Origin of the sequence: Citricoccus sp. SGAir0253, from assembly GCF_005877055.1 — a bacterium.
GTDB lineage: Bacteria > Actinomycetota > Actinomycetes > Actinomycetales > Micrococcaceae > Citricoccus.
Genome location: NZ_CP039424.1, coordinates 356,887 through 382,307 on the forward strand (window position 1 = coordinate 356,887; position 25,421 = coordinate 382,307).

Consider the following 25,421-nt stretch of genomic DNA (forward strand, 5'->3'; position numbering starts at 1 on the left):
TGATTCTCACTGGATGAGAATCGAGGCGTCGCCGGGCTGTACGCTCGATCACACTGGAGCCAAGCAACCCGTACTTCCGTACATCTTCCGTACACCGAAGGAGTTGGCATGGCCGAGACCCCCCGGGTCACCCGTACCAAGGTCGGCATCGTCGGCGGTGGACCCGCCGGACTGCTGCTGTCCCACCTGCTGGCGAAGCAGGGCATCGACAACGTGGTCGTGGAGAAGCGCGACCACGAGACGATCGCGAACACGCACCGCGCCGGCATCCTGGAGCAGCAGGCCGTCCGGATGCTGACGGACACCGGCGTGGACGGCCGCGTGCTGACCGTCGGCGACGAGCACGAGGGCATCGACCTGCGGTTCAAGGGCGAGTCGCACCTGCTGCACTTCCCCGAGCTCGTGGACGCCACCGTCACCCTCTACGCCCAGAACGAGGTCTTCGTGGACCTGGCCGCGGCGCGGAAGCGCGACGGCGGCGACGTCCGGTTCGAGGCCGAGGTCACCGAGGTCCTGGACCTGGAGACGGACACCCCGAAGTTCCGCTACCGGGACATCTCCGCGGGCGCGAACCCGGACGAGGTCTTCGAGGTGCACTGCGACATCCTCGTGGGCGCGGACGGCTCCCGGTCCTTCTGCCGCCGCGCGGTGGGGTCGGCCCAGGGCCACCAGGACTTCAAGATCGAGTACCCGTTCGCGTGGTTCGGCATCCTCACCGAGGCGCCGAAGTCCTCGCCGGAGCTGATCTACGCGAACTCCCCGGAGGGCTTCGCGCTGATCTCCCAGCGCTCCGAGACCGTGCAGCGCATGTACTTCCAGTGCGCCCCGGACGAGAACGTGGACGACTGGTCGGACGACCGGATCTGGTCCGAGCTGCAGAAGCGCGTGGACGGCCCGGACGGCTTCCAGCTCAAGACCGGCCCGATCTTCGACAAGACCGTGCTGAACTTCCGCTCCTTCGTGCGCGAGCCCATGCGCCACGGCAACATGTTCCTGGCCGGGGACGCGGCGCACACCGTCCCGCCGACCGGGGCGAAGGGCCTGAACCTGGCCTTCGCCGACGTCCAGGTGCTGTTCAACGCCCTGGAGTCCTTCTACTCCTCGGGCTCCCGGGACCTGCTCGAGGCGTACTCGGACACCGCCCTGAAGCGCGTCTGGAAGGCCCAGAACTTCTCCTACTGGATGACGTCCATGCTGCACACGCGCGCCGACGCCAACCCGTTCGAGACCAAGCGCGCCCTCGGCGAGCTCGAGACCGTCACCTCCTCCCGCTACGGCCAGCAGTACCTGGCCGAGTCCTACACCGGCTGGCCGCACGCCTGACCGGTCCCGACGCCGGCCCGGCACCGCCCAGCGCGGGCGCCGGGCCGGCGTCGCCCCCGACCACCGGCCCCACCCACCGTCCCACCACGAAAGGAGCAGCCCGTGAGCCAGGACCAGGCAGCCGCCTCGGCTGATGAGAGCTTCACCAACAGCCACGTGCTCGACCCCGCGGCGACCCAGGACTCCCAGGAGACCATCAACGCGGAGATGAAGGAGATCCACGACTCGGCGTCCGGGGAGACCCAGCCGCGCGTGGACTTCCCGCCGTACCGCAGCTCGCTGTACCGCCACCCCACCAAGTCGATGCACCACGCGGACCCGGAGACCATCGAGCTGTGGTCCCCGGCCTTCGGCCACCGGGACGTGCACACCCTCGAGTCCGACCTGACCATCCAGGGCCAGGGCGAGCCGCTGGGCGAGCGCATCGTGGTGCGCGGGAGGATCCTGGACGGCGACGGCCGCCCGGTGCGCAACCAGCTCGTGGAGATCTGGCAGGCCAACGCCTCCGGCCGCTACGTGCACAAGCGCGACCAGCACCCGGCGCCGCTGGACCCCAACTTCACCGGCGTGGGCCGCACCATCACCGGTGACGACGGCTCCTACGAGTTCACCACCATCAAGCCGGCCCCGTACCCGTGGAAGAACCACCACAACGCGTGGCGCCCGGCCCACATCCACTTCTCGCTGTTCGGCACGGACTTCACCCAGCGGATGATCACCCAGATGTACTTCCCGGGCGACCCGCTGTTCAGCCTGGACCCGATCTACCAGTCGATCACGGACCAGAAGGCCCGCGACCGCCTGGTCGCCACCTACGACCACAACGTCTCCACGCACGAGTGGAACACCGGCTACTACTGGGACATCGTCCTGAGCGGCAGCAACCGTACCTGGATGGAGGGCGACACCGATGCGCATTGATCAGAACCAGCTGGACGCGGCCCGCTCCGGCGAGGAGGGGCTCGTCCCCACCCCGGGCCAGACCATCGGCCCGTTCTTCGGGTACGCCGACGGCTACGAGCAGGTCCACCTGCCGTTCCGCGACGGCAACCACCTGGTGAACCCGGCCCGCCCGGATGCCGTGCGCCTGACCGGCACGGTGTACGACGGCAACGGGGACCCGATCCCGGACGCCATGCTGGAGATCTGGCAGGCGGACGCCGAGGGCAACATCCCGCAGGAGACCGGCTCGCTCGTGCGGGACGGCTGGACCTTCACCGGCTGGGGCCGGGCCACCGTGGACAACGTGGGCACCTACACGTTCTCCACCGTGAACCCGGGGCCGACCGAGGAGGGCAAGGCGGCGTTCATCCACCTCGTGGTCTTCGCCCGCGGCCTGTTGAACAAGTTGCACACCCGCATCTACCTGCCGGAGGACACCGAGGCCCTCGAGAAGGACGCGCTGCTGTCCTCCGTGGACGCCGACCGCCGCGGCACGCTGATCGCCGAGCGCCAGGCCGACGGCAGCCTGCTGTTCGACGTGCACCTGCAGGGCGAGAAGGAGACCGTGTTCCTGCAGTTCCCGGGCATCGAGTACCCGGACCACGCCTGAGCCGCGCCGCGCGGCCCCGCGCACGCCGGTCCGAGGGGCCGGATGCCCGGGGCCGTGACGCACGGCACCGGCACCGCCGACCACCGGCCCGGTGGGCCCGGTGCGCTCCGTATTCTGCGGACGCATCGGGCCCCCGGGCCGTCCGTGCGGATAGCCTAGAGACGATCCCGGCCGCCCAGACCGCCGCCCAGACCCCGTTCCCGAACCCCAGGAGTGCGTCACCCGATGACCGATCCCGCCGTGCTGCCGGAGACCCCCGCCGCCCCCCTGCCGGACGCCCCCGGCGGGACCGCGCCGGAGTCCCTCACCGTGCGGGCCCTGGAGGCCGACGCCGGGCTGCTGGACCCGCTGTCCGCGGGCACCACCGCGGCGGCCCGGTCCTCGGACGCCGCCTACCTGCGGAACCTGCTCGAGGTCGAGGCCGCGTGGACCGCGGTGCTCGCCGAGGCCGGGATGACGACGGCGGCGCACGCGCGCGCCGCGGCCGCGGCCGCGGACCCCGCGCTCTACGACCTGGCCGCGCTCGCCCACGCCGGGCAGTCCGGCGGCAACCCGCTGATCCCGGCCCTGAAGGCGATGCGGGCCCGCGCGGCCGAGGCGGCCGCGGCCGCGACTCCGGCCTCGTCGGGCGAGGCCGGCCCGGGGATCGACGCCGGCGCCGGGATCCACGTCGGGGCCACGAGCCAGGACATCATGGACACCGCCATGATGCGGATGTCCGCCCAGGTGGCCGCGACCGTGCTCGCGGACCTGCGCGCCGCCGTCGCCGCCCTGGCGGAGCTGGCCACGCGCCACCGGGACACCCCCATGGTGGCCCGGTCCCTGGCCCAGCACTCCCTGCCCTCCACGTTCGGGCTGCGCGCCGCCGGCTGGCTGGCCGCCCTGGTCCAGGCGGGGGAGCGGCTCGAGGCCGCCACCGCCGCGCCGCCCCTCCAGTGGGGCGGGGCCGCCGGCACCATGGCCGCCCTCGCCGGCCGCGTGGAGAGGGCCCACCGCGCCGGGACCCTCGACGCCGGCACGGACGTGTTCGCCCTCGTGGAGCGCCTCGCCGGCCGGCTCGGGCTGTCCGCCCCCGCCGGGCCCTGGCACACCAACCGCATGCCCGTCACGGGGATCGCCGCGGCCCTGGCCGACGTGGCGGCCGCGTGCGGGAAGATCGCCAACGACGTGCTGCTCTCCGCCCGGATCGAGAACGGCGAGCTCGGCGAGCCGCTCGCCGCCGGCCGCGGCGGGTCCTCCGCGATGCCGCACAAGCAGAACCCCGTGCTCTCGGTGCTGGTCCACTCCGGCGCCCTCGCCGCCCCCGGGGCGCTGGCCCAGGTCCTCACCGCCGCGGGCGCCGCCAACGAGGAGCGTCCGGACGGCGGCTGGCACGCCGAGTGGCCGGCCCTGCGCCAGCTGATGCGCCTGGCCGGGGGCGCCGCCGCGCGCACCGACGAGCTCGTCTCCGGGCTGCGCGTGAACACCGGGCGGATGGCCGAGAACCTGCACCGGGTGGGGCCGCTGCTGGTCTCCGAGCGGCTCATGGCCGAGCTGGCCCCCGTCCTGCAGGAGCAGGCCGGCGGGGCGCCCGGCTCCGGCAAGGCGCGGCTGCAGGCGATCGTGGACCGCAGCCTCGCCGGCGGCCCGGACGAGCCCGACTTCCGCACCCTGCTGCGCGAGGAGCTGCCGGCGTCCGTGACGGACGAGCAGCTGGACGGACTGCTGGACCCGGCGAACTACACCGGCGAGGCCGGCGCGCTCGTGGACCGGATCGTCGCCGCGGCCGGTCCCTTCCTCGCGGCCCCCTCCCGCGGGACCGCCGGGCCCGCCGCCGGCGCCGACTGACCCGGCCCGGCCGCGACCGACCACCCGACGACCGACGACGTGACGACACCCGACGACCGATGAATGGAGCAGACGTGAGCACACCCGAGATCACCGCCATCCGCCTGAGCGGGGACGGGGAGGACACCCCGGAGAAGGACGTCCTGTTCGTGGGCGCCGGACTGGGCACGGGCGTCCAGGCCCTGTGGGGCGAGGCCGCCACGGATCTCGCCGACCGCTTCCAGGTCATCGGCTGGGACCTGCCCGGGCACGGCCAGTCCCCGGCGCACACGGAGCCGCTGTCGATCGCGGACCTGGCGGACGCCGTCGCGGACCTCGTGCGCGCCCAGCACACCGCCGGGACCATCCCGGCCGGCTCGAAGGTCTACTACGCCGGGGTCTCCGTCAACGGCGAGGTGGCCCTGCAGCTGGGGCTGGACCACGGCGAGCTGTTCGACGGCATCGCCGTGGTCTGCTCGGGGGCGAAGATCGGCCAGCCGCAGGCCTGGCGGGAGCGCGCCGAGTTCGTGGCGAAGGCCGGCACCCCGTCCATGGTCGCCGGCTCGGCCGAGCGCTGGTTCGCCCCGGGCTTCATCGAGAAGCACCCCGAGCGCACCACGCGCCTGCTGCACACCCTCCAGGAGGCGGACCGCTTCTCCTACGCGCGGATCTGCGAGGCCCTCGCGGACTTCGACGTGCGCGAGCGCCTCGGCGAGATCTCCACGCCGATCCTGGCCCTGAACGGCGCCGTGGACGAAGTCTGCCCGCCGGAGGTCGCCGAGCAGACCGCCGCGGGCGTCCAGCACGGCACCGCCGTGGTGCTGGAGCACGTGGCGCACCAGGCCCCCGCCGAGGACCCCGAGGGCACCGCGCGGGTCCTCAAGGAGCACTTCGGCGCCGACCGGGCCCGCTGAGCCCGGCGCCCCACCGTCACCCCGAGGGTCCAGGCACGGACCATGGCAAGGATCCGGTCAGGGATCCAGGAACAGGAGCTTCCATGAGCGAGAACACCCGGCCCATCGGCCACGACATGACGGCCACGAGCCAGGAGGTCCTCGACGCCGGCATGGCCGTGCGCCGCGAGGTGCTCGGCAACGCCCACGTGGACCGGGCGGAGGAGAGGAAGGACGAGACCACCGAGGACTTCCAGAACCTCATCACGCGCTACGCCTGGGGCACCATCTGGACCCGCCCGGGCCTGGACCGGCGGATGCGCTCGGCGGTCACCATCTCCGCGATGGTCTCCGGGGGATACTGGGAGGAGGCGGCCATGCACCTCCGCGCCGCCCTGCGCAACGGCCTGAGCCGCGAGGAGATCAAGGAGATCCTGCTGCAGACCGCCATCTACTCCTCCGTCCCCGCGGCCAACATCGCGTTCAAGCTCGCCCAGGAGGTCTTCGCCCAGGTGGACGAGGACCTCGCCGCCGGCAAGGAGCTCTAGGCCCGCCCTGCAGTAGCACCCCCGCCCGACCGAGAGAGAAGAACAGCACGATGACTGCCCAGACTGACGCCTACATCTACGACGCCGTCCGCACCCCCTTCGGCAAGGTCGGCGGCGCGCTGGCCAAGACCCGCCCGGACGACCTGGCCGCCGTGGTGGTCCGCGAGTCCGTGAAGCGCTCCCCGAAGCTCGCCGGCCTGCTGCCGGACGCCCCGGACACCGAGGGCACGGGCCTGGACACCGACCTGGCGAGGATCGACGAGGTCGTCTTCGGCAACGCCAACGGCGCCGGCGAGGAGAACCGCAACATCGCCCGCATGGCCACCCTGCTGGCCGGGCTGCCGACCTCCATCCCCGGCACCACCGTGAACCGGCTGTGCGGGTCCTCCCTGGACGCGGCGATCATCGCCTCGCGCCAGATCAACACCGGCGAGGCCGATGTCATGCTCATCGGCGGCGTCGAGTCCATGTCCCGCGCCCCCTGGGTCCTGCCCAAGACCGAGCGCCCGTTCCCCATGCACAACCTCGAGCTGGCCAACACCACCCTCGGCTGGCGCCTGGTGAACCGCAACATGCCCAAGGAGTGGACGGTCTCCCTCGGCGAGGCCACCGAGCAGCTGCGCGAGAAGTACGGCATCACCCGCGAGCGGATGGACGAGTTCGCCGCGAACTCGCACCAGCTCGCCGCCAAGGCGTGGGACGAGGGCAAGTACGCCAATTTGACCGTGGCCGTGCCGGACGTGGACCTGGCCCGGGACGAGACCATCCGCCCGGACTCCACCCCCGAGTCCCTGGCCGGGCTGCGCACCGTGTTCCGCAAGGAGAACGGCATGGTCACCGCCGGCAACTCCTCGCCCATGAACGACGGCGCCTCCGCCGCCTGGCTCGGCTCGGACAAGGCTGCGGACATCCTGGGCCTGCAGCCGCTGGCGCGCATCGCCGGCCGCGGCGCCGCCGCCAACCAGCCGCAGTACTTCGGCTACGCCCCGGTGGACGCGGCGAACAAGGCCCTCGAGCGGGCGGGCATCACGTGGGACGACGTCGCCGCCGTCGAGCTCAACGAGGCCTTCGCCGCGCAGTCGCTGGCCTGCACCGACGCGTGGGGCGTGGACCTGTCCATCGTCAACACGTGGGGCGGGGCCATCGCGATCGGCCACCCGCTGGGCGCCTCCGGCACGCGCGTGCTGGGCACCCTGGCCCGCCGGCTCGAGGAGTCCGGAGAGCGCTGGGGCGTGGCCGCCCTGTGCATCGGCGTGGGCCAGGGCCTCGCCGTGGTGCTGGAGAACGTCAACGCCCGCTGACCCGGGCCCCGCCCCGCGCTGTGCGGGCAGAACCCACCGGTTCGTTCTGCCCGCACAGTGACCGCGCAGGGGCCCGACGCCGGCCGGCGCCTCCCAGCGCGCGGCACCGGCCGGCGTCGGGAACCGGGACGGACCGGACCGCAGACCAGACCCGACCTGATACGACAACCCCTTCCTGAAGGAGGAACGATGCTTGAGTTCGTGGACACGGCCGCCGAGGCCGTCTCCCGGATCACCGACGGCGCCACGGTGCTGATCGGTGGATTCGGCAACGCCGGCCAGCCGATGGAGCTGATCGACGCGCTGATGGAGTCCGGCGCCACCGGGCTGACCGTGGTGAACAACAACGCCGGCCAGGCCGACGCCGGGCTGGCCCTGCTGATCAAGGAGCGGCGGGTCGCGAAGATCATCTGCTCCTTCCCGCGCCAGTCGGACTCGTGGCACTTCGACGAGGCCTACCGCGCCGGGGAGATCGAGCTCGAGCTCGTCCCGCAGGGCAACCTGGCCGAGCGCATGCGCGCCGCCGGGGCCGGCATCGGCGGCTTCTTCACCCCCACCGGCTACGGCACGCAGCTGGCCGAGGGCAAGGAGGTGCGCGAGATCGACGGCAAGCACTACGTGCTGGAGTCCCCGATCCGCGGCGACTTCGCCCTCATCAAGGCCTACGCCGCCGACCCGTACGGCAACCTGGTCTACCGCAAGACCGCCCGCAACTTCGGCCCGGTCATGGCCACGGCCGCCGCGCACACGATCGTGCAGGTGGACGAGGTCCTCGACGAGCCGATCAACCCGGAGCACGTGGTGACCCCGGGCATCTACGTCGACACGGTCGTGGGGATCCCCACCGAGTCGGGCGTGAAGGAGCGCGAGGAGCGCGAGGCCCTGGCCGCCGGGAAGCCCAAGCCCTGCCTGGCCACCAAGACCGCGGCCGAGCTGGCCGCCGAGAAGTGAAGGGGACGAGCGAGATGAGCGAGCAGACCACCGAGACTGCGGACGTCCAGGCGTTCCGCAGCACTGACACCCCGCTGACCCAGGACCAGCTGGCCCAGGTCATCGCCGAGGACATCGCGCCCGGCTCCTTCGTGAACCTGGGCATCGGCCAGCCGACCACCGTGTCCAACTACCTCTCCCCGGAGAAGAAGGTCACGCTGCACACCGAGAACGGCATGCTCGGCTTCGGCCCGCAGGCCACCGGCGAGCAGGTCGACGAGGACCTCATCAACGCCGGCAAGATCCCGGTGACCGAGCTGCCCGGCGCCAGCTACTTCCACCACGCCGACTCCTTCGCCATGATGCGCGGCGGCCACCTGGACGTGTGCGTGCTGGGGGCCTACCAGGTCTCCGCCACCGGCGACCTCGCCAACTGGTCCACCGGCAAGCCCGGCGCCATCCCGGCCGTGGGCGGCGCGATGGACCTGGCGATCGGCGCCAAGGACACCTACGTGATGATGGACCTGTTCACGAAGAAGGGCGACCCGAAGCTGCTGCCCGAGTGCACCTTCCCGCTGACCGGCGTGGGCTGCGTGTCCCGTATCTACGCGGACAAGGGCGTCTTCCTGCTGGATCCCTCCGGCGTGGTGACCGTGCGCGAGCTGCACGGCATCACCTTCGAGGAGCTCCAGGAGCAGCACCCCGGCGTGCGCTTCGAGAAGGCCGGCGCCTGATCCGCTGAGCCTGCCGCGGGCCCCTGGCCCGTCCCGACGACGGCCGGTCACCTCCCGCAGGTGGCCGGCCGTCGGCGTCCGGTCGCCTGGCCCCCGGGGTGGGCCTCCCGCGACCGGCCGCCGTCCTGGCCGCGCCCCCCGCACCGTGGTGCCCCGCCACCCTGCACCGTGGTGCCCCGCCCTTCGCGCCGCATCCCCGCGCCGGTCCGTATTCAGGAGACTTGTCCGGTGTGGTGCCACCCCGGACAAGTCTCCTGGCCCCGGACAGGCCGTATCCACAGGCTGTGGACTGCCCGCGCGCGGGCCGGGCGTTCCGGCGAGCATGGGCGCGTGACCTCCATCGCCCACCCGGAACCGCTGCTGCTCCGACGATCCGAGGACGACGGCGGCCGGTCCTCCCGCATGCTGGCCCGCCGGGCGCAGCGGGGAGACCTCGTCCGCCTCGCCCCCGGCCGGTACGCCCCCACCCGCCGGTGGCTCCTCCTGCCCCGGCACGAGCGGTTCCGGCTGGCGGCGGTCGCCTTCTCCGATTCCCGACGGCGGCCCGTCACCTTCTGCGGGACGACCGCGCTCGACCTCCTCGGGTACCCGGTGGTGGACCCGGTTCCGGTCCTCCACGTCCGCGCGGCGTACCGCGGTGACGCCGGCACCGCGAGGCAGCCCTCGCCCTACGCCAACGAGCAGGCCGTCCTCCGCACCCTCGCCCAGCTCGGCACCCAGGGACTGGTGGAGGCTGACGGCCGGGTCCCGATGCTCCCCCTCGTGCGGCGGCACTGGAACGTGCCGGGGGAGGGGACGGGGGCGGGGATGACCGTCTCCGCGAGCGGGGCGGTCGCGCGGGCGGCGGAGGCGGGGGTGTTGGCGGACGGAGGGATGGCACCCGCGGCCCCCGCCGGCGCTGCGGGGCGCTTCCCCCTCGACGGCCCCGCGGAGGTCTGCGTGCGCCTGGACGACGGGACCGTCCTGGGCCGCGTCCGGGTGGACCCGCTGCCCGCGGCGATGGCCGCCGTGTTCGGCACGGAGCCGCTGAGCACCGGGACGCCCGCCGCGGACGCGATCAAGCGCAAGCATCCTGCAGCCGCGGCCGTGGCGGCGCAGGCGCGGACCCTGTTGCGGACGGGTGCCCAGCGGACCAGGTTCGACGCCCAATGGGACTTCGCCGACGCCCGGGCGGAGTCCGTGGGAGAGTCGCTCAGCCGCGCCGTCATCCACGAGGAGGGCTTCGTGGTCCCCGAGCTCCAGTACGAGGTGCGGTCCGTGACGGGAGGGCTCATCGCGAGGACCGACTCCTGCTGGGAGGCCATCCGCCTGGTGGGGGAGTTCGACGGACTGGTGAAGTACACGGGGCGGCTGGCCCGTCCCGGCGCCACGGGGCCCGTGGGCCACGATGCCCTCGTCCGGGAGAAGCGGCGCGAGGACGCCGTGCGCCGGACCGGCCACGGCATGGCCCGGTGGACCTGGGCGGACCTGGCGAACAGGCCCCGGTTCGTCGCGATGCTGGAGCAGCACGGCGTCCCCCGCCGTCGGCGGTGACCGTCGGCAGGGGGGAACACGAGGGTCCCGTCGGCGGGCCGTCGGGCTCCACCGCCTTCCGTCCGGACCCAGGGGACTCGTCCGGTGGGGACCCATGGCGGACGAGTCTCCTGGGTCCGGACGAGCCGGGGTGGCAGGAGGGAGAGGGCGCCCGAGGAGGGGGATCTGGCGGCCCGGACCCGCCACTCGCCTCCGGCGCCCGCTTCACCCGGTCGTCACCTCGGGGGCGCCTCCCCGTCAGGTCGGGGGCCCCTGCAGGTCAGCTCGGGCCGGAAGGGTGGACGGGCACGAACGAGCCCGGGCCGGCCGCGGAGAACCGACCGCCCACCCGGACCGGGCCCCAGCGAGAGGTCTCCCATGACGCAGAACCCCACCGCCCGCCGTCGCCCCGTCCTGCGCGCCGCGGCCGCCGGGGCCGCCACCGCCGCCGCCCTGTCCGCCGCCGTCCTGGCCCCGTCCGCGACCGCCGCCCCGGCGCCGGAGGACGCCCCCGTGCTGATCGGGCACCGCGGGGCCGCCGGCACCGCCCCGGAGAACACCGTCGCCGCCTTCGAGGACGGCGTGGCCTCCGGCGCCGACTTCTTCGAGATCGACGTGCAGCTGTCCGCGGACGGCGTGCCGTTCCTGTTCCACGACAACACCCCCGCGCGCACCACGAACGTGGCCGAGGTGTTCCCCGGCCGCGAGGACGACCCCATCACGTCCTTCACGTGGGACGAGCTGCAGCAGCTGGACGCCGGCTCCTACTTCTCCGAGGAGTACGCGGGCGAGCGGATCCCGCACCTGGACGACGCCGCCGAGGTCGCCACCCGCAACACCGGCGTGTTCATCGAGATCAAGTCCCCGGTGAACTCCCCGGGCATCGAGCAGGTCGTGGCGGACGCCCTCGCCGAGGACGCGGAGTGGTCCGAGCTGGTCGAGGCCGGCAAGATCGAGGTGCTCGGCTTCGACGAGGCCTCCAACCAGCGCTTCGCCGAGATCGCTCCGGACGTGCCGCTGCAGCAGCTCGTGGGCACCGTGCCGGACGCCGCCACCCTGGAGCGCTACGCCACCTTCGCCGACGCCTTCGGTACGAACTACCGCACCCTCGACGAGGCCGGGGCCGAGCGGGTCAGGGACGCCGGCCTGGGCCTGGGCGTCTACACCGTGAACTCCACCGAGGCCTACGACGAGGCCGCCGCGCTGGGCGTGGACCGCATCACCGGTGACTTCCCGATCCAGTTCTCCCGCTACGAGCGGGGCCTGAAGGTCTTCCCGCAGAACACCGGCGTGCAGGTGGCCGACTCCGTCAACGATGTCCCGGGCGCCGACCTGCAGCCGGAGACCGGCGAGCACGTGGTGCTGGAGAACACCGGCAACCACGCCGTGGACGTCTCCGGCTGGATCCTGCGGGACGCCGCCAACAACGTGCTGGAGATCGGCGAGGGCTACGAGCTCGAGGCCGGCGAGCGGCTGCGCGTCTACACCGGCCCGGGCGCGGACGCCGAGGACGCCTACTACAACGGCGGCACCGCCAACGTCCTGAACAACGGCGGGGACTCCGTGGCGCTGTGGACGGACGACGCCCAGCTCCAGGACACCTTCGCCAACTGAGCCCGGGAGCCCGACGACGGCCGCGCACCCGGGTGCGCGGCCGTCGTCGGGCCGGGCGCCCCTGCTCCGGTCGCCGGGATGCGGCCGCCGGGATCCGGCCGCCGGCGGCGGTGACTTTGCGGGCAATACCCACCGGTCGGTATTGCCCGCAAAGTCGCGTGTGGGGGGACGGACGGCGGGACCGGGGCGGATCGCTAGAACGCGATGCGCGTGAGCAGGTCGCGCAGCACGTCGCGCTCGGCGTGGGAGAGCCGCGCGAGGACCTCCCGGTCCGAGGCCTCGGTGAGGGCGTTGCCGCGCCGCTCCACCCGGCGGCCCTCCGGCGTGGCGACGATGATCCGCGAGCGCCGGTCGCGCGGGTCGGTGCGGCGCTCCACGAGTCCGCGGCCCTCCAAGGCGTCGACGAGGGTGACCACTTGGCTCGGGTCGAGGTCGAGGAACTCGCTGAGCTCGCGCTGGGTGGGGTCCACGCCGCTGGCCGCCAGGGACAGCACCGAGAAGTGACTGACCTTCAGCTCCAGCTCGCGCCGCAGCAGCGCGTTGGCGTGGCCGGTCCCGCGCGACCGGGCCCGCGCGGTGAGGAACTGGACCTGCCCCGCCAGCCGCGTGCCCCGCAGCCGGTCCGCCGCCGTGCCGGCCGGCGCACCGGCCGAGGTGCCGGACCCGACGTCGGCCGGGCGCCCGGGCGAGCCGGTCCCGGCGCCGGCGTGGCGTCCGGGCGCCCCGGGTCCGGCCTCGTCCTCGGTCCGCACGGTCACCTCAGTGCTCGTGCGTGGCGAGGTCGAGGTCCTTGGACTCGCGCGTCAGCGCGATCGCGACCACGGAGACCAGGGCCAGGCCGGCCAGGAACCCGATGACGGGGACCACGGAGGTGCCCTGTCCGGGGCCGGCGTAGAGCGTGGCGAGGATGGTCGGGGTGAACCCGGCGCCGAGCAGCGTGGCCAGCTGGTAGCCCAGGGAGGCCCCGGTGTAGCGGGCGGTGGTGCCGAACTGCTCGGAGATGAACGCCGCGAGCGGGCCGTAGAGCATCCCGTGCAGGCCCAGGGCGATCGTGAAGGCCAGCAGCAGCACGAACCAGTTCCCGGAGCGCAGCATCGCGAAGAACGGGGTGAGGAAGAGGACGAACAGCACGAGTCCGGCGATCATCACCGGCCGGCGGCCGAACCGGTCCGAGACGTGGCCGAAGCCCACGACGAAGGCGATGGAGACGATGGAGGCCACCGCGAACGCGTAGAGCACGTCCGAGCGGGCGGCGCCGGCCTCGGTGGCGTAGCCGACGGAGAAGGTGGACAGCAGCACCTGCAGGCCGAAGCCGGAGGCCCCGCCGAACATGGTCAGCAGCAGGGCCCGCGGCCGGCGGAGCACCTGCAGCAGCGGCAGCCTGCGCCGTGCGCCCGTGCGGGCGTCCTCGGCCTCGGCCTGCGCCACGGCCGCGGCGAACACGGGGGACTCGCTGACCCGCGCGCGGATGACCATGCCCACCACGAGCAGCACGAAGGACAGCAGGAACGGCACGCGCCAGCCCCACGCGAGGAACTGGTCCTGGGGGAGCAGTGCGGAGAAGGTGCCGAGCACGAACGTGCCGAGGGCCGCGCCGGTCGGGGCGCCGGCGTTCGTGAAGGAGGCGGCGAAGCCGCGCTTGCCGGATTCCGAGTGCTCGAGTGCCATGAGCGCGGCGCCGCCCCACTCGCCGCCCACGGCGATGCCCTGGCACACGCGCAGCAGCACGAGGATGACCGCGCCCCAGCCGCCGATCGTGGCCGCGCCGGGCACCAGGCCGATGAGCGTGGAGGCCACGCCCATGATGAGCATGGACAGCACGAGCATCCTCTTGCGCCCCAGCCGGTCCCCGAAGTGGCCGAACACCGCGCCGCCGAGCGGACGGGCGAGGTAGCCGGCGGCGAAGGTGCCGTAGGCGGCGATCGTGCCGGTCAGGGGGTCCAGCCCCGAGAAGAAGACGGCGGGGAACACGACGGCCGAGGCGGCCGCGTAGAGCAGGAAGTCGTAGAACTCGATCGTCGAGCCCAGGTAGCTGGACGCGATGACGCGGCGCGCCTCGCGGCGCCTCAGCGCCGGGTCGAGCGCGCCGAGGTCCGCCGCGGTCGCGGTCGGGGTGGGGGACACGGTGGTCATGGTGGTCTCCAGGGGGACGGGCGGCGGTGCGCCGCGGGATGGACGGGGGTCGACGCCGGGGGTCACCGGGCGTGGGCCGTGCAGGGGCAGGTGTGGGGCCGGCCCTCAGGCGCCGGCGGGGGCCAGGGGGCGCTCGCGCAGCACGGTCTTGCGGATCTTGCCGGTGGAGGTGCGCGGCAACTCGTCCACCACGACCACCTCCCGCGGCAGCTTGTAGCGGGCCAGGTGTCCGGCGAGCCGGTCCCGCAGCGCCGCGCCGTCCGGCGCGGGGCCGCCGTCGGGCCCCGCGGGGCGCAGCACCACGAAGGCCAGCCCGGTCTCGCCCCAGCGCTCGTCCGGGACGCCGACGACGGCCGCCTCCAGGACGTGGGGCAGGGCCAGCAGGGCGTTCTCCACCTCGGCGGGGTAGACGTTCTCCCCGCCGGAGATGTACATGTCCTTGATGCGGTCCTTGATCGTGTAGAAGCCCTCGGCGTCCCGCACCGCGATGTCCCCGGAGCGGTACCAGCCGCCGGCCAGGGCGGCCTCGGTGGCCTCGGGGCGGTTCCAGTAGCCGGCCATCACCTGGGGGCCGCGGACCCAGACCTCCCCGGCCACGCCGTCGCCGACGTCCTGCCCGGTGGCCGGGTCCACGAGCCGGACCTCGGAGAAGAAGTGCGGGCGGCCGGCGGTGCCGGCGTGCGCGAGGGCGTCCTGCGCCTCGAGCAGGCAGACCCCGGGCGCGGTCTCGGTCATGCCGAAGCCCTGGACCACCTTGACCCCGCGGTCCGTCCAGGCCCGGATGGACCGCTCGGGCAGCGGGGAGCCGCCGACCATGATCGAGCGCAGCGAGGACAGGTCGCGCTCGGCGAAGCCGGGCTCCTGGGCCAGCAGGTCGATCATCGCCGGGACCATGAACGTGCCCGTGACCGCCGAGCGCTCGATCTCCTCGAGCACCGCGGCCGGGCGGAACGCGCGGTGGATGATGAGCCGCCCGCCCATCATGAACGTGGGGATCGTGGTCATGTTCAGGCCCGCGATGTGGAACAGCGGGGCCACCGAGAGCATGACCTCGTCCTGGCGCAGGTCCGTGCCGGTGAAGGCGTTGAGGTACTGGTACGTGAGGTTCCGGTGCGTCAGCATGGCGCCCTTGGGGCGGCCCGTGGTGCCGGAGGTGTACATGAGCAGGGCCACGTCGTCCTCGGCCACGTCCGCCTCCACCTCGGCGGTGCCGGCGGCCGCGAGCAGCTCCTCGTAGCGGGCCCCGGGACCGTCCGGGCCCTCGGCGGCCACGAGCACGAGCCCCGGCTGCCGCTCGGCGAGGTGGGCGGCGGTATCGGCGACCTCCCGGCCGTGGACGACCACCGCGGCACCGGAGTCGGCCACGATGAACTCCGCCTCCGCCGGGGACAGGCGCGGGTTGACGAGCACGGGGGTGGCGCCGAGGAGGTTGGCGGCGAAGAACGTCTCCAGCAGCGTGGGGTGGTTGAACCCGATGTAGGCCACGCGCCCCCCGCGGTCCACGCCCAGGCCCCGCAGGGCGTGGGCCAGCCGGGTGACGCGCTCGCTGAAGCGCCCGTACGTGGTGCTCGTGCCCTCGAACTCGATGGCCACGGCCTCGGGGCGCACCTGCGCGCGACGACGGGGATAGCTGCCGACACCGGTGTTCATGGGACTCCTCGGGGTTGTGGGCTGGGTCACTGTTCTCATGAAACCCACAAGCGTTGAGAAAGTCAATCATTGAGTTTGCGATTCCGACGGCCCGGGCGTCGGTGATTGCATTGGCGAATCCTTGGTAGGGTGGGGAGCAGACGGCGCCGACGGCGGCGCCCGTCCCGGCGTTGATCCCCGTCCTGGCCGGGCGGTGGGCCGGGGCGCGACGTGAGGTCGGACGTTGAGGCAGGGCGGCAGTCGCCCGGAAGCGGTCCTCCATCCGACCCGTCATCGAGCAGAGACAAGGCCGGAAGGCCGGAAGGGAAGCCGTGTCCGAACAGCGCATCGCCATCATCGGAGCCGGACCGAGCGGGATCGCCGCCCTGCGGGCGTTCGAGTCCGCCCAGCGCGCGGGGGCCGAGATCCCCGAGATCGTGTGCTTCGAGAAGCAGGCCGACTGGGGCGGCCAGTGGAACTACGACTGGCGCAGCGGGATCGACGAGTACGGCGAGCCCGTCCACTCCTCGATGTACCGCAACCTGTGGTCGAACGGCCCCAAGGAGGCCCTGGAGTTCGCCGAGTACACCTTCGACGAGCACTTCGGCCGGCCCATCTCCTCCTACCCGCCGCGCGAGGTGCTGTGGGACTACATCGACGGCCGGGTCCGGCGCACGGACGTGAGGGACCGGGTCCGCTTCTCCACCGCCGTCCGCTGGGTCCAGTACGACCCGGAGCGGGACGCCTTCACGGTCACGGTGGAGGACCTGCGCTCGCGGGAGACCTCCTCGTCCGTCTTCGACCAGGTCATCGTGGCCACGGGGCACTTCTCCTACCCGAACGTCCCCGGCTTCCGGGGCATCGAGACCTTCCCCGGCACCCTCCACCACGCCCACGACTTCCGCGGGGCGGAGAAGCTCGCCGGCCAGCGCGTCCTGCTGATCGGCGCCTCCTACTCCGCGGAGGACATCGGCGTGCAGGCCTTCAAGATGGGGGCCGCCTCGGTCACCATGAGCTACCGCAGCCGTCCGCAGGGCTACGACTGGCCGGAGGGCATGGAGGAGCTGCCGGGCATCGAGCGCTTCGAGGGCCAGCGGGTGCACTTCGTCGACGGCGAGGTCCGCGAGGTGGACGCGGTGATCCTGTGCACCGGCTACCTGCACAAGTACCCGTTCCTGCCCTCGGAGCTGGCGCTGTCCGGGCCCAACACCATCTACCCGGACGGGCTCTACCGGGGCGTGGCGTGGCAGGGCAACCCCAAGCTTCACTACCTGGGCGCCCAGGACCAGTGGTTCACCTTCAACATGTTCGACGCCCAGGCCTGGTACGTCCGGGACCTGGTGCTCGGGCGCGCCGAGCTGCCGCCGGCCGAGGAGCGGGCGGCGCACATGGCCCGGTGGCGCGAGCGCTTCGAGGCCGTGGACTCCGACGCCGACGCCGTGCGGTTCCAGGCCGACTACATCCGCGACCTCATCGAGGCCACCGACTACCCGATGTTCGACCTGGACGAGGTGGTGCGGATCTTCCTGGACTGGAAGCGGGACAAGAAGGAGAACATCCTCACCTACCGCGACCGCCCGCACCGCTCCGTGATGACGGGGACCATGGCGGCCGTGCACCACACGCCGTGGCTGCAGGAGCTCGACGACTCCCTGGAGCGCTACCTCTCCACCCCGGAGCCGACCGGCATGGAGGACCTCCTCGCGGCCCGGGAGGCCGCCCCCTCCGCCTGAGCGGGGACCGCTCCCGGCGACGCGTCCCCACGACTTTGCGGGCAGGACCCACCGGTGGGTTCTGCCCGCAAAGTGCGGTTGGGTGCCGGGTGCCGGGTGCCGGATGCGCCGGGAGGAGTTCCCGACGGCGGCCGCGCACCCGGGTGCGCGGCCGCCGTCGTGCCGGGATGGAGGCCCGGGGCTAGAAGGCGATCTTCATCAGCAGCGTGCGCAGCTGGCGGCGCTCGCGCTGGGACAGGGTGCCGAGGGTGACGTCCTCGGACTCCAGCAGCACCGTCCGGGCCCGCTCGAAGAGCTCCAGGCCGGACTCGGTGGCCACGATGATCTTGGAGCGGCGGTCGCGCGGATCGGTCTCGCGCTGCACGGCCCCGATCTGCTCGAGGGAGTCCACCAGGGCCACGATCTGGCTCGGGTCCAGGGCCAGGAACTCCCCCAGCTCGCGCTGGGACGGCTTGAGCCCGCTCGCGGCCAGCGAGAGCACGGAGTACTGCCGGACCTTGATCCCCAGGTCGGCGAGCATCATGTTGGCGTGACCTGAGCCACGTCCGCGCGCCCGGGCCGTGAGGAACTGGACCTGCTGGGCCAGCTCACCGGCCAGGAAGCGCTCGATCCCGGCCTCGGCCATGGCCTCGGGGGCGTCGTCGGCCGTCTGGGTCGTTGTCGGCATGGATCCTCGCTCGGCTCGCTCAATCATTGATGTTCTCAAGTGTAGCGAGGAGGGGGAGGTTTGTGCCCCGGGATTTTGCTGGGGGTTTGCCGGGCGGCGCACCCCCCGGCGTCCATGGCGAAATCCTATCGTTGACTTTCTCAACGGTATGGGTTGTGATGGTGGCGACACCACCAGTACAGCCCACCTCCGAAGGAGAAGCCATGTCCCTCAACGGCAAGGTCGCCATCGTCACCGGCTCCGGCGCAGGCCTCGGCCTGGCCTACGCCCAGGAACTCGCCCGCCAGGGCGCCGCCGTCGTCATCAACGACGTCAACCAGGAGGTGGCGGACCAGGCGGTCGCGTCCATCACCGAGGCCGGCGGCCGGGCTGCCGCGGTGGTGGCCCCCGTGGGCTCCTCCGAGACCGCCGACCAGCTCGTCAAGACCGCCGTGGACACCTTCGGCGGCCTGGACATCCTCGTCACCAATGCCGGCATCCTGCGGGACAAGTCCCTGCTGAAGATGACCGACGACGACTTCGACGCGGTCATCAACGTCCACCTCAAGGGCACCTTCACCTGCGTGCGCTCCGCCTTCGCCTACTTCAAGGAGAACGGCGTGGCCGGACGCATCGTCACCATCGGCTCGCCGACCGGCCAGCGCGGCAACTTCGGCCAGACCAACTACGCCGCGGCCAAGGCCGGGATCGTGGGCATGGTCCGCACCTGGGCCCTGGAGATGAAGAAGGCCGGCGTCGCGGTGAACGCCGTCATCCCGGTGGCCGCCACCGCCATGACCAAGACCGTGCCGTTCTTCGCCAAGGCCGTCGAGGCGGACGAGCGCGGGGAGGCCATGCCGGAGTTCTTCCGCAAGGACCTCGGCTTCGGCCCCGCGCGGGACGTGGCCGGCCTCGTGGCCTTCCTGTCCTCGGACGCGGCCGCCGGCATCTCCGGCCAGGCGATCGGCGTCGGCGGGGACCGCCTGCAGGTCTGGTCCCACCCGGAGCCGGTCGTCACCGAGTACCACGACGGCGGCTGGGACTACGAGACCATGCTCTCCGAGGGCAAGGCCCTCCTCGAGGCCAACCTGCAGTCGGTGGGCGAGCGCCTGCCCGAGCTGCCGGCCGAGCTCCAGCCGGAGGCCGCCGGCCGCTGACCCCGGCCCGACGCCGGCCGGGGACCCTCCCGGCCGGCGTCGCCCCCCGCCGGGGCGCCCCCGCACCGCAGCGCCGCCGCGCCGGCCCTCCGGCCGCCGCGCACCCCGGCAGCACCGCACCAGCACCGCCCACCAGCACCAGACCCCAGCACCAGCTCCCAGCACCGCACCCCAGGAGGAACCATGGGCCAGACCCCCGTGCGCTACGAGTGCGCCGTCGACGTCGACGCCATCACCGCCGTGGACATGCACGTCCACCTCGAGGTCGACGACTGCGGCCACGTGGCCATGCCGGACGACATCATGGAGGCCTCGGCAAAGTACTTCAAGGCCGCCGAGCGCACCCCCTCGATCGACTCGATCGCCGAGACCTACCGGGCCCACCGGATGGCCGCGGTGGTCTTCACCGTGGACGCCCGCACCCAGATGGGCCACCTGCCGAACTCGATCGACGACCTCGTGGCCGGCTGCGCCCGACACCACGACGTGCTGATCCCCTTCGGCAGCGTGGACCCCCGCACCGGCCCGGCCGCGATCGCTGAGGCCCGGCGCCAGGCCGAGGAGCTCGGCGTGCGAGGGTTCAAGTTCCACCCCTCCGTCCAGGGCTTCAACCCCTCGGACGAGCAGTACTTCCCGCTGTGGGCGGAGCTGGAGCGGTTCGGCCTGCCGTGCATCTTCCACACGGGCCAGAACGGCATGGGCGCCGGGCTGCCGGGCGGGCGCGGCATCAAGCTGAAGTACTCCAACCCGCTGCTGCTGGACGACGTGGCCGCCGAGCACCCGGGGCTGCCGATCATCATGGCGCACCCCTCCGTGCCGTGGCAGGACGAGGCGAACTCGATCGCCACGCACAAGGCCAACGTGTACATCGACCTCTCGGGCTGGTCCCCGAAGTACTTCCCGGAGTCGCTCGTGCGCCAGTCCAACAACGTGCTCTCGCGCAAGGTCCTGTTCGGCACCGACTTCCCGCTCATCACCCCGGACCAGTGGCTGAAGGCCTTCGCCGAGCTGCCGCTCAAGGACGAGGTCCGCCCCCGGATCCTCAAGGACAACGCCGTGGGGCTGCTCGGCCTGGGCTCCCGGCCGGCCGCCGGGACCCCCGACGCCGGCCGGGGCGCCTCCGCGGGCGAGCGCACCGCCGCGGGCGGTGCGGCATGAGCGGCGGGCGCGCGCCCGCCGTCGGGACCGTCATCCCCTCGGACCTCTACGGCTTCGCCGAGCGGCTCACCGAGGCCGAGCGCGCGGTCCTCACCGGCCTGCGGGAGCAGCTGCAGTCCACGGTGTACCCGCTCCTGAACGACGCCTGGGACCGGGCCGAGCTGCCCACGGAACTGCTCGAGGCGGTGCGCGGGCTCGAGCTGATGGACCCGCCGGCGCTGCGCGAGGCGGGCGAGCCCGTGGGGGACCTCCTCACGGGGTTCCGCAACTTCGAGCTGGCTCGCTGCGACATCAACGTCGGCACGCTCTACAACGCCCAGGCCGGGCTGTTCCGCACCGTGTGCACGCTCGGCGGCTCCCCGGAGCAGGCGCGGGACCTGGACGCGAGGATCCGCACCTACGAGCTGACCGGCGTGTTCGGGCTGACCGAGCCGGACCACGGCTCGGACGTGGCCGGCGGGCTGGCCACCACCGCCACCCGGGACGCGGCCACGGGCGAGTGGGTCATCAACGGGGCCAAGCGCTGGATCGGCGGCGCCACCGTCTCCGACGTGGTGGCCACCTTCGCCCGGGACACCGCCGACGGCCAGGTCAAGTGCTTCCTCGTCCCGCGCGGGGCCGAGGGCGTGTCCATGACGATCATCCCGCACAAGGCCTCGCTGCGGATCATGCAGAACGCGCACATCGAGTACCGGGACGTGCGGGTGGGCGAGGACGCGCGCCTGCAGGGCATCAACTCCTTCGCCGACGTGGCCCGCTGCCTGCGGAACATGCGCTCGGACGTGGCGTGGATGGCCGTGGGCGCCCAGGCCGGGGCCTACGAGGCCGCGCTGCGCTACGTGCGCGGGCGGGAGCAGTTCGGCCAGCCGATCGCCGGGTTCCAGCTCGTGCAGGAGAAGCTGGCGGTCATGCTGGGCAACCTCACCGCGTCCCTGGGCATGGTGGTGCAGCTGACCGAGCAGCAGGCGGCCGGGGTCTTCAAGGACGAGAACTCCGCGCTGGCCAAGATGTACACGTCCCTGCGCCTGCGGGAGACGGTGGCCCTGGCCCGCGAGGTGTGCGGCGGCAACGGGATCACCCTGGACACGGACGTGGCCCGGTTCCACGCGGACGCCGAGGCGATCTACTCCTACGAGGGCACCCACGAGATCAACGCGCTGATCGTGGGCCGCGCCGTCACCGGGGTCGGCGCCTTCGTCTGAGGCCCGGGGCCGAAACCGACCCCCGCGCTTTGCGGGCAGAACCCACCGGTGGGTTTTGCCCGCAAAGTGCCGAAAACCATTGCGCTCATCAACCATTGTGATGTAGAACACATTCCTAGGAGGAAGCCATGACCGAGACCACCACCCCCACGTCCAGGCTCGTCGTCACGTTCGAGGAGGCCAAGTCCCTGGCCGGCAAGGACCTCGGCGTCACCGAGTGGCGCGAGGTGACCCAGCAGATGGTGAACACCTTCGCCGACGCCACGGACGACCAGCAGTGGATCCACGTGGACCCGGAGCGTGCCAAGGACGGCCCGTTCGGGGCCCCGATCGCCCACGGCTTCCTCACCCTGTCCATGATCATCCCGTTCTGGTCCGAGCTCTTCGACGTCTCCGACGTCAAGACCAAGGTCAACTACGGGCTGGACAAGGTGCGCTTCACCTCGCCGGTGAAGGTCGGCTCCCGCATCCGCATGAAGGGCTCCATCGCGGACGTCCAGGAGGTCAAGGGCAACGGCCTGCACATCGTCGTGGACTCCACCATCGAGATCGAGGGGGAGGAGCGCCCGGCCGTGGTGGCCACCTTCCTCGCCCGCTTCTACGCCTAGGCACCGCCGACGGCACTCCACCCTCCGGCGCCGCCGGACCTATCCCCAGGAGAGACCATGAACACAAAGCTCCTCTCGCTGATGGCCACCGTCGCCGTCACGGGACTCGCGCTGACCGGCTGCGGCTCCGGCTCGCCGTCCGGCGGCGGGGACGCCTCCTCGCCCGGGGCCTCGGAGACCGCCTCCGGGTCCGCCGGCGGCTCGGGCGAGCTGGACCAGGTCAAGGTCGGCGTGCTGCCGATCGCCCCGTCGGTCGGGATCTACTACGGCGTCGAGAAGGGCATCTTCGAGGACCACGGCATCGACGTGGAGCTCTCCACCTCCAATGCCGGCGCCGCGATGCTGCCGGCCGTGGCGAACGAGCAGCTGCAGTTCGGCATCGGCAACCCCAACTCCGTGATGAACGCCAACGACCGCGGCCTCGACATGAAGATCGTGGCCGGGTACTCCAACTCGCTGGCCGAGGGCGAGGACATCGCCGGCGTGGTGACCACCAAGGACAGCGGGATCCAGGGCTGGGAGGACCTCGCGGGCAAGACCGTCTCCGTCAACGCCCTGAAGACGCAGGGCGACCTGACGATCATGGAGGCCGTGTCCAAGGCCGGCGGCGACCCCGAGGCGGTCAACTTCTCGGAGATGCCGTTCCAGGACATGCCGGCCCAGCTCGAGCGCGGCAACACGGACGCCATCTGGGTCCCCGAGCCGTTCCTGAGCAGCTCGCTGGCGAACGAGGACAACCAGCTCGTGGGCTACTCCTTCCAGGACTCGGTGGCCGGCATGCCGACCATGGTGACCTTCAGCTCCGGCTCCTTCGTGGAGGAGAACCCGGACCTGGCGAAGCGCTTCGTGGACGCCATGACGGAGTCCCTGGACGCGGCCCAGGAGGACGAGGAGGGCGCCCGCGCCCTGCTGCCGGAGTTCATCAACCTCCCCGAGGACGTGGCCAAGGACCTGAAGATGGAGGAGCTCTCCGCCGAGATCCGCAAGGACCAGATCGAGGAGGCCGGGCGGCTCATGGTGAAGTACGGCTTCATCAGCAACGAGCCGGACACCGGGAAGCTCTACTGGGAGGGCCAGTGAGCTGATGACCCGCGACGGCGGGTGATTCCCTCGGCGTGACGATGCCCCGGACCGGTGGTCCGGGGCATCGTGCTGCCGGAGGGGCGGGGTGCTCAGCCCCGGTCGGGGTGCGCGGTGGCTGCCTCGTGGTCGAGCACCCTCCGCATCAGGTGCAGCAGCTGCTCGGACTCGGCGGCGCTGAGCGGGGCGAACAGCTGCTCGTTCACCTCGACGGCGGGCTGGTACAGCTCCCGGAGCACCTTCCGTCCAGCGGGGGTGAGGGTGGCCACGCGGCGCCGGCCGTCCCGGGCGTCCCGGTGCACGGCCACGTGCCCCTGGGCCTCCATGCGGCGCACCAACTCGGTCAGCGTGGCCTTGTCCACGGCGAGGGCCGCGGCGATCTCGGTCTGGGACAGCCCCTCGGCGGCCCGGGCCAGGCACAGCAGCAGGCCGAACTGGATCGACGTGTGGTCGGGGGACACCTGCTGGGCCCAGAGGCGTCCGTGTCGGCTCAGCATCCGGCGCACCGCCAGGCTGCGGAAATCCTCGGGGGCGACGAGGGAGGCGTCCCCGTCCCCCTCCCCGGGGGCGGCGGCGCCCTCCCGGCGGTCGTTCGGCATGGGGCCTCCTGTCGCGAGAAGCAAGCGGAAACAGTTGAGAAGATTAATGGATTGTCCTTGTTCGCCGACGGCGCGGCTGACTAGGCTGTGAGTCACCTTACAGGCCGTCCGCACCCCCTGCGCCGGCCCGCGGCGGCGGGACCTCCCGCCACCGCACACCCGCACCCCGTGACCCAGGAGCACCGACAATGAGGACCTTCCGACTGGCCGCCGTGGGCGCGGCCGCCCTGCTCGCCCTGACCGCCTGTGGCTCCGGTTCCCCGTCCGGGGGCGGGGACGGATCCAGCCCCGCGGCGGGTGGCCAGAGCGGTTCCCCCGCCTCCGGCGACCTGACCCCCATCGAGGTCGGGGTCATCCCGATCGTGGACGTCGCCCCCATCTACCTGGGCGTCAAGGAGGGCATCTTCGAGGACCACGGCCTGGACGTCACCCTGACCCTGGCCCAGGGCGGGGCCGCGATCGTGCCCGCCGTGCAGTCGGGGCAGATGGACTTCGGCTTCTCCAACGTCACCTCCCTCGTGATCGGCCGCTCGCAGGGGCTGCCGGTGAAGCTCGTCGCCACCGGCCCGCAGACCACCGGCGACTCCGAGGACGACTTCGCCGCGGTCATGGTCCCCGAGGACTCGGACGTCGAGTCCGCGGCGGACCTGGACGACAAGCGCATCGCCGTGAACACCCTGAACAACATCAACGACACCGTCATCTCGGAGGGCATCCGCCAGGACGGCGGCAACCCGGACACCATCGAGTACGTCGAGATGGCCTTCCCGGACATGGTCGGCCAGCTGGAGGCCGGCAACGTGGACGCGATCGGCGCCGTCGAGCCGTTCGTGACCCTCGCCGAGGAGGGTGGCGCCCGGCGCGTCTTCGCGCAGTACGCCGACCCGATCCCGGACCTGTCGATTGCCGGGTACTTCACCACGGATGACAAGATCGAGCAGGACCCGGAGGTGGTGGACAACTTCGTGGCCGCCATGAAGGAGTCCCAGCAGTACGCCACGGACAACCCGGACGAGGCCAAGGCGGTCCTGCCCGAGTACACGTCCCTCGAGCCGGACGTGATCGAGGAGCTGACCATGCCGCGCTTCCCGCAGGAGCACGACCGGGACTCGCTGCAGGAGGTCATCGACCTCTCCCTCGAGGGCGGCCTGATCGACGAGGCGCCGTCCATGGACGACCTCATCCGCGAGGGCGCCTGACCCCTGCACTGGCGGGTCGGCCCCACCGGCCGTTCCGGCCGACCTCCTCCCCCTGCGCTTCGGG

23 protein-coding genes are annotated in these 25,421 nt (G+C 72.4%); 18 read left to right on the top strand and 5 right to left on the bottom strand.

The window, feature by feature from the left end; all coding sequences use genetic code 11:
• Nucleotides 1-108 precede the first annotated feature (108 nt).
• From E7744_RS01625 to E7744_RS01675, 11 genes are all read left to right on the top strand, one after another.
• Nucleotides 109-1,323 (top strand): 4-hydroxybenzoate 3-monooxygenase, encoded by a 1,215-nt coding sequence (locus tag E7744_RS01625; RefSeq protein ID WP_137772609.1) that lies wholly within the window; start codon nucleotides 109-111, stop codon nucleotides 1,321-1,323.
• Nucleotides 1,324-1,530: 207 nt separating this feature from the next.
• On the top strand, nucleotides 1,531-2,244 hold the full coding sequence (gene pcaH / locus E7744_RS01630; RefSeq protein WP_246858603.1) for a protocatechuate 3,4-dioxygenase subunit beta: 714 nt from the start codon (nucleotides 1,531-1,533) through the stop codon (nucleotides 2,242-2,244).
• Nucleotides 2,234-2,875: a protocatechuate 3,4-dioxygenase subunit alpha gene (pcaG, locus tag E7744_RS01635; RefSeq protein WP_137772611.1), complete on the top strand. Its 642-nt coding sequence runs from the start codon at nucleotides 2,234-2,236 to the stop codon at nucleotides 2,873-2,875. Before pcaH ends, pcaG begins: the two co-directional genes overlap by 11 nt.
• Nucleotides 2,876-3,100: 225 nt before the next feature.
• The gene (locus E7744_RS01640) at nucleotides 3,101-4,702 is read left to right on the top strand and encodes a lyase family protein (RefSeq protein WP_137772612.1); all 1,602 of its coding nucleotides are present in this window, start codon (nucleotides 3,101-3,103) and stop codon (nucleotides 4,700-4,702) included.
• Between the two features lie 74 nt (nucleotides 4,703-4,776).
• Entirely contained in the window at nucleotides 4,777-5,595 is an 819-nt protein-coding gene (locus E7744_RS01645; protein ID WP_137772613.1) for an alpha/beta fold hydrolase, read from the top strand.
• 83 nt (nucleotides 5,596-5,678) lie between these two features.
• Nucleotides 5,679-6,122, top strand: a complete 444-nt coding sequence (pcaC, locus tag E7744_RS01650) for a 4-carboxymuconolactone decarboxylase (protein WP_137772614.1) — start codon at nucleotides 5,679-5,681, stop codon at nucleotides 6,120-6,122.
• A 50-nt stretch (nucleotides 6,123-6,172) separates the two neighbouring features.
• On the top strand, nucleotides 6,173-7,423 hold the full coding sequence (locus E7744_RS01655; protein ID WP_137772615.1) for a thiolase family protein: 1,251 nt from the start codon (nucleotides 6,173-6,175) through the stop codon (nucleotides 7,421-7,423).
• Between the two features lie 189 nt (nucleotides 7,424-7,612).
• Complete coding sequence (locus E7744_RS01660; protein ID WP_137772616.1) at nucleotides 7,613-8,374, top strand: 3-oxoacid CoA-transferase subunit A; 762 nt, start codon at nucleotides 7,613-7,615, stop codon at nucleotides 8,372-8,374.
• A gap of 14 nt (nucleotides 8,375-8,388) precedes the next feature.
• Nucleotides 8,389-9,087 carry a 3-oxoacid CoA-transferase subunit B gene (locus E7744_RS01665; protein ID WP_137772617.1) on the top strand — a complete coding sequence of 233 codons (699 nt, stop codon included), beginning with the start codon at nucleotides 8,389-8,391 and terminating at the stop codon, nucleotides 9,085-9,087.
• Nucleotides 9,088-9,417: 330 nt separating this feature from the next.
• Entirely contained in the window at nucleotides 9,418-10,620 is a 1,203-nt protein-coding gene (locus E7744_RS01670) for a hypothetical protein (RefSeq protein ID WP_137772618.1), read from the top strand.
• 357 nt (nucleotides 10,621-10,977) lie between these two features.
• On the top strand, nucleotides 10,978-12,213 hold the full coding sequence (locus E7744_RS01675; protein ID WP_137772619.1) for a glycerophosphodiester phosphodiesterase family protein: 1,236 nt from the start codon (nucleotides 10,978-10,980) through the stop codon (nucleotides 12,211-12,213).
• Nucleotides 12,214-12,407: 194 nt separating this feature from the next.
• Here E7744_RS01675 and E7744_RS01680 read toward each other — a convergent pair whose 3' ends face one another.
• From E7744_RS01680 to E7744_RS01690, 3 genes are all read right to left on the bottom strand, one after another.
• Nucleotides 12,408-12,971, bottom strand: a complete 564-nt coding sequence (locus E7744_RS01680) for a MarR family winged helix-turn-helix transcriptional regulator (protein ID WP_246858505.1) — start codon at nucleotides 12,969-12,971, stop codon at nucleotides 12,408-12,410.
• Nucleotide 12,972: 1 nt separating this feature from the next.
• The gene (locus E7744_RS01685) at nucleotides 12,973-14,346 is read right to left on the bottom strand and encodes an MFS transporter (protein WP_137772620.1); all 1,374 of its coding nucleotides are present in this window, start codon (nucleotides 14,344-14,346) and stop codon (nucleotides 12,973-12,975) included.
• Nucleotides 14,347-14,451: 105 nt separating this feature from the next.
• Nucleotides 14,452-15,996: a long-chain fatty acid--CoA ligase gene (locus tag E7744_RS01690; protein WP_137772621.1), complete on the bottom strand. Its 1,545-nt coding sequence runs from the start codon at nucleotides 15,994-15,996 to the stop codon at nucleotides 14,452-14,454.
• Between the two features lie 311 nt (nucleotides 15,997-16,307).
• Here E7744_RS01690 and E7744_RS01695 point away from each other — a divergent pair, with 311 nt between their 5' ends.
• Nucleotides 16,308-17,708: an NAD(P)-binding domain-containing protein gene (locus E7744_RS01695; RefSeq protein ID WP_137772622.1), complete on the top strand. Its 1,401-nt coding sequence runs from the start codon at nucleotides 16,308-16,310 to the stop codon at nucleotides 17,706-17,708.
• A 181-nt stretch (nucleotides 17,709-17,889) separates the two neighbouring features.
• On the opposite strand, the gene E7744_RS01700 is transcribed toward E7744_RS01695, so the two are convergent.
• Nucleotides 17,890-18,375, bottom strand: a complete 486-nt coding sequence (locus E7744_RS01700) for a MarR family winged helix-turn-helix transcriptional regulator (RefSeq protein ID WP_137772623.1) — start codon at nucleotides 18,373-18,375, stop codon at nucleotides 17,890-17,892.
• 203 nt (nucleotides 18,376-18,578) lie between these two features.
• Here E7744_RS01700 and E7744_RS01705 point away from each other — a divergent pair, with 203 nt between their 5' ends.
• The 5 genes from E7744_RS01705 to E7744_RS01725 all read left to right on the top strand — a co-directional run bounded on the left by E7744_RS01705 (nucleotide 18,579) and on the right by E7744_RS01725 (nucleotide 23,559).
• Nucleotides 18,579-19,511: an SDR family NAD(P)-dependent oxidoreductase gene (locus tag E7744_RS01705; RefSeq protein WP_137772624.1), complete on the top strand. Its 933-nt coding sequence runs from the start codon at nucleotides 18,579-18,581 to the stop codon at nucleotides 19,509-19,511.
• 183 nt (nucleotides 19,512-19,694) lie between these two features.
• Entirely contained in the window at nucleotides 19,695-20,669 is a 975-nt protein-coding gene (locus E7744_RS01710; protein WP_137772625.1) for an amidohydrolase family protein, read from the top strand.
• Nucleotides 20,666-21,871, top strand: coding sequence for an acyl-CoA dehydrogenase family protein (locus tag E7744_RS01715; RefSeq protein WP_137772626.1), 1,206 nt, complete (start codon nucleotides 20,666-20,668; stop codon nucleotides 21,869-21,871). Before E7744_RS01710 ends, E7744_RS01715 begins: the two co-directional genes overlap by 4 nt.
• Nucleotides 21,872-21,999: 128 nt before the next feature.
• On the top strand, nucleotides 22,000-22,479 hold the full coding sequence (locus tag E7744_RS01720) for a MaoC family dehydratase (protein WP_137772627.1): 480 nt from the start codon (nucleotides 22,000-22,002) through the stop codon (nucleotides 22,477-22,479).
• 57 nt (nucleotides 22,480-22,536) lie between these two features.
• The gene (locus tag E7744_RS01725) at nucleotides 22,537-23,559 is read left to right on the top strand and encodes an ABC transporter substrate-binding protein (RefSeq protein WP_137772628.1); all 1,023 of its coding nucleotides are present in this window, start codon (nucleotides 22,537-22,539) and stop codon (nucleotides 23,557-23,559) included.
• A gap of 92 nt (nucleotides 23,560-23,651) precedes the next feature.
• On the opposite strand, the gene E7744_RS01730 is transcribed toward E7744_RS01725, so the two are convergent.
• Nucleotides 23,652-24,158: a MarR family winged helix-turn-helix transcriptional regulator gene (locus tag E7744_RS01730; protein ID WP_137772629.1), complete on the bottom strand. Its 507-nt coding sequence runs from the start codon at nucleotides 24,156-24,158 to the stop codon at nucleotides 23,652-23,654.
• 188 nt (nucleotides 24,159-24,346) lie between these two features.
• On the opposite strand from E7744_RS01730, the gene E7744_RS01735 reads away from it, so the two are divergent.
• Nucleotides 24,347-25,357, top strand: a complete 1,011-nt coding sequence (locus tag E7744_RS01735) for an ABC transporter substrate-binding protein (RefSeq protein ID WP_137772630.1) — start codon at nucleotides 24,347-24,349, stop codon at nucleotides 25,355-25,357.
• Nucleotides 25,358-25,421 lie beyond the last annotated feature (64 nt).